The 10,579-nt window shown below is 67.2% G+C and carries 9 protein-coding genes; 6 read left to right on the forward strand and 3 right to left on the reverse strand.

Annotated elements, in window-relative coordinates:
* Nucleotides 1-27: 27 nt before the first annotated feature.
* Both K0B96_RS00615 and K0B96_RS00620 read right to left on the reverse strand, forming a co-directional pair.
* Nucleotides 28-1,038, reverse strand: a complete 1,011-nt coding sequence (locus K0B96_RS00615; protein WP_220162644.1) for a substrate-binding domain-containing protein — start codon at nucleotides 1,036-1,038, stop codon at nucleotides 28-30.
* 19 nt (nucleotides 1,039-1,057) lie between these two features.
* Complete coding sequence (locus K0B96_RS00620; protein ID WP_220162647.1) at nucleotides 1,058-2,104, reverse strand: ABC transporter permease; 1,047 nt, start codon at nucleotides 2,102-2,104, stop codon at nucleotides 1,058-1,060.
* 162 nt (nucleotides 2,105-2,266) lie between these two features.
* Here K0B96_RS00620 and K0B96_RS00625 point away from each other — a divergent pair, with 162 nt between their 5' ends.
* From K0B96_RS00625 to K0B96_RS00645, 5 genes are all read left to right on the forward strand, one after another.
* Entirely contained in the window at nucleotides 2,267-3,226 is a 960-nt protein-coding gene (locus K0B96_RS00625) for a nucleotidyltransferase family protein (RefSeq protein ID WP_220162649.1), read from the forward strand.
* Nucleotides 3,227-3,309: 83 nt separating this feature from the next.
* Complete coding sequence (locus K0B96_RS00630; RefSeq protein WP_220162651.1) at nucleotides 3,310-5,868, forward strand: GH116 family glycosyl-hydrolase; 2,559 nt, start codon at nucleotides 3,310-3,312, stop codon at nucleotides 5,866-5,868.
* Entirely contained in the window at nucleotides 5,865-6,989 is a 1,125-nt protein-coding gene (locus K0B96_RS00635; RefSeq protein WP_220162652.1) for a phosphotransferase enzyme family protein, read from the forward strand. The genes K0B96_RS00630 and K0B96_RS00635 overlap by 4 nt, the downstream gene beginning before the upstream one ends.
* 124 nt (nucleotides 6,990-7,113) lie before the next feature.
* Complete coding sequence (locus tag K0B96_RS00640) at nucleotides 7,114-7,953, forward strand: 5-deoxy-glucuronate isomerase (protein ID WP_220162654.1); 840 nt, start codon at nucleotides 7,114-7,116, stop codon at nucleotides 7,951-7,953.
* Nucleotides 7,954-8,060: 107 nt separating this feature from the next.
* On the forward strand, nucleotides 8,061-8,996 hold the full coding sequence (locus K0B96_RS00645) for a hypothetical protein (RefSeq protein ID WP_220162656.1): 936 nt from the start codon (nucleotides 8,061-8,063) through the stop codon (nucleotides 8,994-8,996).
* Nucleotides 8,997-9,035: 39 nt separating this feature from the next.
* Here K0B96_RS00645 and K0B96_RS00650 read toward each other — a convergent pair whose 3' ends face one another.
* Nucleotides 9,036-9,566: a peroxiredoxin gene (locus tag K0B96_RS00650; RefSeq protein WP_220162658.1), complete on the reverse strand. Its 531-nt coding sequence runs from the start codon at nucleotides 9,564-9,566 to the stop codon at nucleotides 9,036-9,038.
* Nucleotides 9,567-9,743: 177 nt separating this feature from the next.
* Here K0B96_RS00650 and K0B96_RS00655 point away from each other — a divergent pair, with 177 nt between their 5' ends.
* The gene (locus tag K0B96_RS00655) at nucleotides 9,744-10,403 is read left to right on the forward strand and encodes a hypothetical protein (RefSeq protein ID WP_220162660.1); all 660 of its coding nucleotides are present in this window, start codon (nucleotides 9,744-9,746) and stop codon (nucleotides 10,401-10,403) included.
* Nucleotides 10,404-10,579 lie beyond the last annotated feature (176 nt).

The raw sequence follows: 10,579 nt of genomic DNA on the forward strand, positions 1-10,579 counted from the left end.
GCGCGGCGGCGGTCAGCGAGCGGCGGATTACCGGGCGAGCCACTTGCTCCAGTTTTTCGCGTAGGAATCGACGTTGGCCTTGGTGACTTCGGTGAGGGGATCGATCACGCGCGCGGGGTCGGGGGATTTGTCGTGCATGATTTTCTCGAGGAGGATTTCGACGGATTTGTGGCCCCAGCCGTAGCAATCCTGGGCGAAGAGCGTGCCGACGTGGCCGTCGCGGATGTAGTTGAGTTGAGCGGGCAGGGCATCGCAGGAGACGACCTTGATGGAGCCGGCGGGCCACTTGAGGGCATCGGCGGTGAAGAGCGGCCAGCCGCCGACGAAGGCCCAGCCCTTGATGCCGGGGTTGGCGTTCTGCGCGTTGGCGACGGCTTCGGCGGCTTTCTCGGGTGTCTCAACGTGGTAAAACACGCCGGGGTCGTTGAGCTTCATGTCGGGATATTTGGCGAGGGTCTCCTTGGCGCCTTGCACCCGCTTTTGCAGATTCGGGGCGCTCTGGTTGCCGGCGAGGATCGCGACGCTGCCGTGGTGGCCCATCTCCTCGGCGAGGCGTTGCATGATGATGGCGCCGCAATAGGCATCGTCGGTGCCGTAGTAGGCGAAGCGTTTGCTTTGCGGGGCGTCGGAATCGAAGCACATCACGGGGATGCCTTTGGCGACGGCTTTGTCGATGGACGGCGTGACGGTGTTGGCTTCGGAACAGGAGAGAGCGATGCCGTCGGCGCCACGGCGGGCGAGGGCTTCGATGGCCTCGGCTTGCTTGGTGGCATCTTCGTCGTTGGGCGTGCGGATTTCGATTTCGACGTGCACACCGTATTTCGGGCCGAGCTCGCGGGCGGCATCGCGGGCGCCGGCGTGGGCGGCCTGGAAGACGTCGTTGGTCTGGCTTTTGCCGATGATGCCGATGAGCACGGTGCGTTGAGCGGGCGCGGCGGCGGCGGCGGTGGTGGCGGACTTTTTGGAGCAGGCGCTGAGCGCGAGCAGGGCGGCGGCGGCGAGGCCGGCGGGGCGGAGGAGTCGGAGGGAACGTTTCATGAGGATTAAAAGAAAAGGATCAACGGGCGGCGCGACGCTGGCGGAGGTGGTGGCCCAGGCGTTCGAGGGCGACGGCTACGACGATGGCGAGACCGATGATGACGAGGCGGTATTCCTGCGCGAGGCGAAGGATGAGAATGCCGTTCTCGATGAGCGCGATGATGAGCGTGCCGAGGAGCGCGCCGACGGCGGTGCCGCGGCCGCCGGCGAGACTGGCGCCGCCGACGACAGCGCCCGCGATGACGGTGAGTTCGTAGCCCGTGCCGGTGCTGGTGCTGGCGGTGCCGAAGCGACCGAGCGAGACCATGCCGGCGAGACCGGCGGAGAGACCGGAGAGGGCATACGTGCGCAGAAGGATGCGATTGACGCGGAGACCGCTGAAGCGGGCGGCCTCGACGTTGCCGCCGACGGCGTAAGTCTCGCGACCGGCGACCATGAGATGGAGATAAATCCACCCGAGGGCGATCGTGCCGAGCATGAGGAGGAGCGGCATGGGCTGGAGGCCGAACCACTCCACGCGCATGAAACGGGTGGTGAACGCCTCGGGCAGAAGCTGGCCGGCGGCGGGAAGCGTTTTCTGCGAAGGCAGGACGTTGGCCAGGCCGCGGAAGATGCTCATCGTGCCGAGCGTGACGATGAAGGGGTGGAGGTTGAGGCCGACGACGAGTCCGCCGTTGATCAAGCCGCAGGCGAGGCCGATCGCGAGCGGCACGAGCAACGCGACGGGGAGGACGAGCCAGGCGGACGCATCGGGCGGCAACGCCTGCAGGGCACCAGCGCCGCCGAGGGCGGCCAACGCCATGATCGCGCCGACGGAGATATCGATCCCGGCGGTGATGATGACCACGGTCGCCCCGACGGCCATGATGGCGTAGTAAGACATCGGCGTGGCCACGCCGTCGATGAGGTTGTCGAAATTGAGAAACGTATTGGGATGCCCGGGACGAGCGTCGTGCCAGCCGTAGCCGGCGAGGATGAGGCCGAGCACGAGGACGACGAGGGCGAGGCCGACTTCCTGGGGGAGGGCGCGGCGGGCAGGTCGGGCTGCGGGGGCGGAAGGACTCATGAAAGAAAGGGAAGAGGACCGAAAGCGGACGGCATTCGTGGACGGACTTGCGGGATTTGTCGCGCGCGAAGCATGGCAAAAGTAAAACGGGCTCAGCGCGGCGAAGGCGCGGGGGACACGCGGGCCTTGCATTGGGGGAGGCGGGCGTGTGTGTTCCGCGGGATGCAACCGACGCTTCTCGTTCTCGCTGCGGGCATGGGCTCGCGTTACGGCGGCCTGAAACAAATCGATCCGGTGGGGCCGGGCGGGGAGACGGTGCTCGATTACGCGGTGTTCGATGCGTTGCGCGCGGGATTCGGGCGCGTGGTGTTCGTGATCCGGAGGGATTTCGAGGCGTTGTTTCGCGAACAGATCGGCGCGAAATACGCGGGGCGCGTGCCGGTGGATTACGTGTTTCAAGCGATCGACGCGCTGCCGGTGGCGGAGGCCGGCGGCAGCGGGCGCCCGGCGTATGCGGTGCCGGCGGGGCGGGAGAAACCGTGGGGCACGGGGCACGCGGTGTGGTGCGCGCGCGACGTCGTGCGGGAGCCCTTCGCGGTGATCAACGCCGATGATTTTTACGGCGCGGATTCGTTCGCGCAGCTCGGGCGGTTTCTGACCAGCCCGGCGGCGTCGCCGACGATCCATGGTTTCGATCCGATGTCGGGGCACAAGGCGCCGCCGCCGGAGCCGGCGGAGTTTGCGATGGTGGGTTTCCGGCTGGCGAACACGTTGTCGGAGCACGGCGCGGTGTCGCGTGGGATTTGTGCGGCGGGGGACGACGGGAAGCTGCGCTCGATCGAGGAGCACACGGGCATCCTGGCGAGCGAGGTGGGCGCGGGGAAGAAATACGGCGGGAGCGAAATCGTGTCGATGAACTGCTGGGGTTTTACGCCGGCGCTGTTCGCAGGGCTCGACGCGCAACTGCGGGAGTTTCTCGCGGCGCGCGGGGGCGAGGCGAAGTCGGAGTTTTATCTGCCGGCGGCGGTGTCGACGATGATCGCGCGCGGCGAGGCGACGGTGCGGGTGTTGCCGACGGAGAGTGCGTGGTTCGGCGTGACGTATCGCGAAGACAAGCCGCGCGTGATGGCGGCGATCGCGGCGCTGGTCGCGGCGGGCACGTATCCGGCGAAGTTGTTCTGAGGGTTATTCGTCACGGAAAAACGTCCAGCGACCGAACGGAGCGGGCGTGGGTCCGCGGATGATTGCCCGCACATTTTCAATTCATGAAAACCAACGCGCTTGGGTGGCCGGTGTTGAAGACTTACACGGGCGAGAAGCTTGCGCGGGTGGCGATGCCGGTGGGCGGCATCGGGACGGGGACGGTGTCGCTGTGCGGGTGGGGCGCGTGGCGGCATTGGGAGGTGGCCAACCGGCCGGCGAAGGGTTTTACGCCGCTGGGCGAAGGGCGGAGCGGGCCGTTTTTCGCGGTGCGAGCGCAGCGCAAAGGCGAGGCGGCGGTCGCGCGGGTGCTCGAAGGGCCGTTGCCGTTCGGCGAATACGAAGGCGCGGAAGGCGCGCCGCGGGCGAATGCGGGCCTGCCGCGGTTTCGCACGGCGACCTTCGAAGCGGCGTATCCGCTGGGGTGCGTGCGGCTGCGCGACGCGGCGGTGCCGCTGGCAGTGACGCTGGAGGCGTTTAATCCGCTGATTCCGGGCGACAGCGAGCGCAGCGGACTGCCGGTGGCGCTGGTGCGGGTGCGGTTGCACAACGAAGGTCGCGCGCCGGTGGCCGCGGCGGTGTGCGCGGCGCTGCCGAACTTCATCGGCGCGGATGGGTTCGCGTTGGAGCTGGATGAATTTCGCGGGAATTTGCAGCCGACGGGCGCAGTCAAAAACCGCAACGTGTGGCGGGACACGCGGGCGTTGCGCGGCGTGGCGCTGCGTTCGGAAGGCGTGGCGCCGGCGCATCCGGCGTGGGGCACGCTGGCGCTGGGGACAACGGCGCGCCGCGGGGTGACGCATCGCACGGCGTGGGCGGAGGGCGGTTGGAGCGATGCGTTGCTGGAATTCTGGGATGACTTTGCCGCGGACGGGCGGCTGGAAGAGCGGGCGGCGGCGGCGGACTCGCCGAACGCGTCGCTCGCGGTGGAGGTGAACGTGCCGGCGCGGAGCGAGCGCACGGTGGAGTTTTTAGTGGCGTGGCATTTTCCGAACCGGCCGGCGTGGGGCCATGGACCGAAAGGCGACGGGCCGCGCGTGGGGAATTTTTACGCGGCGAAATTTGCCGATGCGTGGGCGGCGGCGGAGCACGCGGCGGCGGCGTGGCCGGGGCTGGAGCGCGAGACCGTGGCGTTTGTGCGGAGCGTGGTGGAGAGCAATTTGCCGGCGGTGGTGCGCGAGGCGGCGCTGTTCAATTTATCGACGCTGCGGTCGCAGACGTGTTTCCGCACGGAGGACGGACGGTTCTTCGGTTGGGAGGGAATTTTCGACCGGCACGGGAGTTGTCACGGGAGTTGCACGCATGTGTGGAATTACGAGCACGCGACGGCGCTGTTGTGGCCGGACCTCGCGCGCTCGATGCGGGAGACGGAGTTTTCGGCGTCTGCGTTGCGGGCGGACGGATTGATGTCGTTTCGCGTGGCGCTGCCCTTGGCGCCGGCGGCGGAGACGGCGGTCGCGGCGGCGGATGGGCAGATGGGGTGCCTCGTGAAACTGCACCGCGAGTGGCGCTTGTCGGGCGACACGGCGTGGTTGCGGACGCAGTGGCCGGGGGCGCGCAAGGCCCTGGAGTTTGCGTGGCTGCCTGGTTCGTGGGACGCGGATCAGGACGGCGTGATGGAGGGCTGCCAGCACAACACGATGGACGTGGAGTATTTCGGGCCGAATCCGCAAATGGCGTCGTGGTATCTGGCGGCGTTGCGCGCGGCGGAGGCGATGGCGCGGGCGTTGGGCGAGGAGGAATTCGCGGAGAAATGCCGGGGGTTGTTCGAGCGAGGGCGCGCGTGGGTGGCGGAGCATTTGTTCAACGGCGAATATTTCGAGCAGGAGGTGCGTCCGGCGGGCGACTGGAAGAACGTGCGGGCCGGGCTGGTGGTGGGAATGGGCGGGAAGAATGCGGCGGCGCCGGACTTTCAGCTCGGTGCGGGGTGTCTGATCGACCAGCTCGCGGGGCAACCGAACGCGCATTTCGAGCGGTTGGGGCATGTGCTGGAGGCGGCGCAGGAGCGGCGGGCGTTGACGGCGGTGTTGCGGCACAACCGGCGGCGCGGGTTCGCGGATCACTTTAATCACATGCGCAGTTTTGTGCTTGGGGAGGAGACGGCGTTGGTGATGGCGACGTATCCGCGCGGGGGGCGGCCGGCGCGGCCGTTTCCGTATTTCACGGAGGTGATGACGGGGTTCGAATACTGCGTGGCGGTGCACCTAGCGCAGGAAGGGCGGGAGGCCGAGGCGGTGCGGGTGGTGCGCGACATCCGCGCGCGTTACGATGGGCGGAAACGCAATCCGTTCGACGAGGCGGAGTGCGGTCACCACTACGCGCGGGCGCTGGCGAGTTGGGGCCTCGTGCCGGCGCTGACGGGATTTTTCTACGATGCGCGGTTGGGCGAGCTGGCATTTCAGGCGCCGAAGAAAGGCGTGCGCTGGCCGTGGGCGGCGGGCGGAGCGTGGGGGGAAGTGGCCCTTGTGCCGGGGCGGCGGGCGCTGCGCGTGACGGTGCGCGCGGGGGGCGGGAGGCTGAGCGTGCGGCGGCTCGCGATCGGAGGGGCGAGGAAGGAATTTTCGCGCGCGAAAACGCTCGCGCCGGGACGTCCGCTTTCGGTTGTAATGTCGTTTACCGCATGAGCCACGCGCCGGTCTCTCCTGATTTCCCTGAAATTTTCCGTCAGTTTGCCGTGCGCGGGGAGCTGGCATCGGCGGGGCCGTTTGGCAACGGGCACATCAACGAGACCTACGTGGCGGTGGCGGCGGAAGGCGGGCGGGGCCGGCGCTACGTGTTGCAGAAAGTGAATCACCACATCTTCAAGAACGTGCCGGCGTTGATGGAAAACGTGCGGCGGGTGACGGAGCATGTGCGCGCGAAAGTGCGGGCGGCGAAAGGCGAGCAGGCGGCGGGGGAGACGTTGCGCCTGGTGCCGGCGGTGAGCGGGGCGGCGTTTGTACAGAGCGCGACGGGCGAGTTCTGGCGGTGCTACGATTTTATTGAAGGCGCGCACACGGTGGATCGCGTGACGAACGAGGCGCAAGCGCGGGAGGCGGCGCGGGCGTTTGGCGAATTTCAGGCGCAGCTCGCGGATCTGCCGGGCGGGCGGCTGCACGAGACGATCCCTCATTTCCACCACACGCGCAGCCGGTTCGAGGCGTTGCGGGTCGCGATCGCGGAGGATCGCGCGGGGCGGGCGAAGGACGTGGCGGCGGAGATCGAGTTCGCGTTGGCGCGCGAAGCGGATGCAGACGTGCTGCTCGCCCTGCTGGCGAAGGGCGAGATGGCGGAGCGCGTGACGCACAACGACACGAAGATCAACAACGTGATGCTGGGTGACACGACGGGTCAGGCCGTGGCGGTGATCGATCTCGACACCATCATGCCGGGGCTGCCGCTCTACGATTTCGGCGAGATGGTGCGCACGTCGGCGAGTTCGACGTGGGAAGACGATCCCGAGGCGGGCAACATGCACGTGCGGCTGCCGTTGTTTCGGGCGCTGGTGGAGGGTTATCTGGGATCGGAGGTGGGGGCGGTGCTCAATGCCACGGAGCGCGCGCACCTCGGTTTCGCGGGGAAGCTGATGACCTACGAAAACGGGCTTCGTTTTTTGACGGATTTCCTGCAGGGCGACACGTATTACAAAATCAAGCATCCGCGGCACAACCTGGTCCGCACGCGCACGCAATTCGCGCTGGTGCGGAGCATCGAGCGTGAAAGCGAAGCGATGGCGGCCATCGTGCGCGAAGTCGGCGGCGGCTGACGTTGGCGCGCGCCGCGGCTGCGTTGCTGGGTCGGCGAACGCCGGCGGGAGCGGCGAGGGCGGCGAAGGGCGGAGCGGCAAAACGCGTTTGCGAAACGAGAGGGGAGTTCCACGTTGCGAAATCATGCCTCGGATCATTCGCGCGCAGGACAATCGGAACGAACCATTGATCACCCCGGGGCGCCACGGGGCCACGTTGAGTTACTTCAACTTGATCCGGCTCGCGGCGGGGCAGTCGCACACCTATGAAGCGGCGGATTGCGAGACGATCTGCGTGGTGTTGAGCGGGCGCGCGGAAATCGCGGCGGGCGGGCAGACGTTCGGCGGCATCGGCGAACGCGCGGATGTGTGGTCAGGGCCGGCGGATTCGGTTTATTGCGGAACGAGCGCGCGGGCGACCGTGCGGGCGTTGCGGGACGGCACGGAAGTCGCGGTCGCGGGCGGCATCTGCCGGCAACCCCGCGCGCCGTTTCATCTGCCGCCCGCGGAAGTCGAGCGGGTGGACGTGGGCTCGCTGGAGACGCACACGCGGCGAAGTCTCTTTCACGTGCTCGGGCACAACGCACGCGAGCGCACGTGCAACCTGCAGGTGTGCGAAATTTATCCCGCCGCGGGTTGCTGGTCCGGCGTGCCGCCGCACAAGCACGATACGGAACGTCCGCCGGAAGAGACGGATTTCGAGGAGATTTATCACTATCGCTTCCGGCCGGAGACAGGTTTCGGCGCCCAACTGATTTACGAACCCGACGGGACGTCGACGGCGGCCATGACGCGCCACGGCGACACCTACCTTGTGGACCGGGGTTATCATCCGACGGTCACGGCGCCGGGTTATGAGGGTTATCTTTTTGCGATTCTCGTGGGGCGGCACCAGCGCTCGCTCGTGCCGTATTTCGATCCGGCGCACGGGCATTTGACGGCGGGCACGCCGGGGTTGGAAAAAATGCGGGCGAATCTCAAGTAGGCGGCGGCTGGTGGCTTGGGGGGCGGAAAAGCGGGCGCGAATAAGATGTGGGCAATTCCCTTTTGATTTCCCACGTTAACCGGCGAACCTCCCGGCATGAGCGACGCATGCAAGACCACTTCACTGGAAAACCCACCTGCATCCGCGGCGACGTCGGCCCCGGCGCGGAGCAACGCGCCGCTCTTCAACACGATCACGAGCGACGACTGGAAGCGCTCGCTCGCCTCGGCGCGGCGGCAGCCCAATGCGGTGTCGGAACGGATTCGGACGGCGATCTCGTCCTCCTCGCCGACGACGAAGTAAGCCTGCTCGAAGGGGCGGGCGGAGAATGGGCGGCGCTGGGTGCGGCGATTCACCATTTCCGCGAGTTGCTGCCGTTGCGGGAGCTGGCGGATTTCGGTTTCGCCGCGGGTGCGGAAAATCCGCTGGAGGAACCGAACGAGCAGTTGCGGCGCATCGGCGGCGGGGTGGAAGCGTGGGCGTTTCTCGCGCCGGCGGATGGCGGCTCGGTGTATAAATTTTTTCTGCCGCGGGAGCTGCGCAGGATCGGCAGTGCGTTTGGTTTCCAAGCCGGAGAAGAGTCCACGCTGCTGGCGGAGGCGACGCTGGGGGATTACCGCGCGTTGCTGGAGAAACTGCTCCTCATCCACGCGCTCGACGGGATGGCGACGGAGGTGATCGGGGTAACGACCGAAGGCGTGCTGGTGGCGAAGCAAGTGCTGGGCGAGCCGCTGCCCCAGGGCGAGGATGTCTCCCGCGTGCTGCCGGCGGGGTTGATTGAAATCCCGTCGCGTTTTCTGCGGGCGAACCGCGATCATCCGCGGCTGTTTTTTCTCCGCGGGCAGGCGTTTCTCGTCGCGGATCTCCATGCGAGGAACTTCGTGCGCGGCGCGGAGGGGGCGTTGCACGTGATCGATCTGGTGGCGGCGCCGTGGCCGCGGGCGTGGCTGGAGCGGCAGCCGCTGATGGCGGACTGGCTGGAGCGCGTGCGGGCGGATCCGGGAGCGACGCTGCTGGCGCCCGCGCGCGACGAAGATTTGTAGCCGGCGCGGGGCGCGAGAGCGAAACGCGCCAGCGGCGGTTTACTCGGTCCCTTGAGCGTCGATGACCTTCAAGACATCGGCGGCCTGGCGATCGGTGGAGGCGGAGTAATCGGCCCAGACGATCTTGCCGTCTTTGATGAGATACGCCTGGCGCTTGGCCATCGCGGACATCGGATACGTCGGCACGCCGAAGGCTTTGATGACGGTGTTGTCGGGATCAGCGATGAGCGTGAACGGAAAGTGGTTCTTGTCCTTGAACGCCTTTTGCGCGGCGACGTCGTCGTGGCTCACGCCGATGACGGCGACGCCCTTCTTGGTGAGCTTCTCATACGCATCGCGCAGCGAGCAGCCTTGGGCGGTGCAACCGGCGGTGTCGGCCTTGGGGAAAAAATAGACGAGGGTGTAGGGCTGTTGCTTATACACGGTCGCGAAATCGAGGGAGGCGCCGGTCTCGGTGGTGCCGGTGACGTCGGGTGCGGGATCGCCGACCTTGGCGGGAGCGGCGTGAGCGGAGGAGAAGATCATGGCGAAGGCGAGGGGGAGGGCGACGCGGAAGAATTTGAGGATCATGGTGGAGCGGACGGTGGCGCGGAAGCGCGCGTTTCGCAAGTCGCGGCGCGGGCGGAGAAGGTTCCCGGAGCGAGGAAAATTCTCCGCAACTTTTCGTGACGGAACAACCGGTGATTTGGGGGTCCAACCGGCCCCGCCATTCCGGCTTTCCGGCGTGGCGCTGAACAAACTGACATCATGACTAAACAGAAAACCAATTGGAAAATCTTCGGCTTGATCGCGGCGGGCTCGTTGGGCCTCGCGACGGGTGCATTCGCGCAAAACGCGGATTTGGCGCCGCCGGTGCCGACCAGCGAACTCTCCGCCGGGCTGCTCGGCAAGGGTTACACGGCGATCGGCTGGAATTACGTCGATCTCGACGGCTCGTCGCCTTCGGCGGCGCGCGGGTTGACAGCGGCGTTTAACCAGCCGCTGCGCGCGGGCCTCGACTTGAACGTGAACTACGACTGGCTGCGCGCGGGCGTGCAGGGCGTGCATCTGACGCAGCAGCAGCTCGAAGGCGGCGTGACGGCCTATCAGGCGTATAGCTGGGGCAAGCCGTTTGTCGAAGCGGGCGCGGGCTGGGTGTGGGCGCGAGGCGGCGGCGCCTCGACCGACTCGTTCGCGTTTCACGTCGGCAGCGGCGTGGAATTCGCCGTGGCTCCGCGCTTGAGCGTGGCGCCGTTTGTGGAGTTCCGTCGGGCCACGGGTTTCAACGCCAATCAAATCGATCTGGGGGCCAAGGTGGCTTACCGGTTGACGCGGGAGTGGAGTGCGGTGGCGAAGGTGCAATACGACGCCGTGCGCCACGACCGCGACCAGCGCGAGTATTCGCTGGGAGTGGCTTACCACTTCTAAGCGGACGCGTTGCCAAACAGCCAAGCGCCGGCGGTTCGCGGCCGGCGGTTGTGGCGGAAGGGAACCGCCTGCGCCGATCGCGCGCAGGCGGTGGGCAGGGCCGTGACGGGCGCCAGGCCGGTTCCGCGCCGAAAAGGCGACGGCGTTTTTGCGGAACCCCGGGCAGGCGGCACGCT

This window comes from Horticoccus luteus (assembly GCF_019464535.1).
Taxonomy (GTDB): domain Bacteria; phylum Verrucomicrobiota; class Verrucomicrobiia; order Opitutales; family Opitutaceae; genus Horticoccus; species Horticoccus luteus.

Bases quoted from the DNA above. Each gene is read 5' to 3' on its own strand.
- K0B96_RS00615 (WP_220162644.1), bottom strand. From the start codon at position 1,038: ATGAAACGTTCCCTCCGACTCCTCCGCCCCGCCGGCCTCGCCGCCGCC.
- K0B96_RS00620 (WP_220162647.1), bottom strand. From the start codon at position 2,104: ATGAGTCCTTCCGCCCCCGCAGCCCGACCTGCCCGCCGCGCCCTCCCC.
- K0B96_RS00625 (WP_220162649.1), top strand. From the start codon at position 2,267: ATGCAACCGACGCTTCTCGTTCTCGCTGCGGGCATGGGCTCGCGTTAC.
- K0B96_RS00630 (WP_220162651.1), top strand. From the start codon at position 3,310: ATGAAAACCAACGCGCTTGGGTGGCCGGTGTTGAAGACTTACACGGGC.
- K0B96_RS00635 (WP_220162652.1), top strand. From the start codon at position 5,865: ATGAGCCACGCGCCGGTCTCTCCTGATTTCCCTGAAATTTTCCGTCAG.
- K0B96_RS00640 (WP_220162654.1), top strand. From the start codon at position 7,114: ATGCCTCGGATCATTCGCGCGCAGGACAATCGGAACGAACCATTGATC.
- K0B96_RS00645 (WP_220162656.1), top strand. From the start codon at position 8,061: ATGCAAGACCACTTCACTGGAAAACCCACCTGCATCCGCGGCGACGTC.
- K0B96_RS00650 (WP_220162658.1), bottom strand. From the start codon at position 9,566: ATGATCCTCAAATTCTTCCGCGTCGCCCTCCCCCTCGCCTTCGCCATG.
- K0B96_RS00655 (WP_220162660.1), top strand. From the start codon at position 9,744: ATGACTAAACAGAAAACCAATTGGAAAATCTTCGGCTTGATCGCGGCG.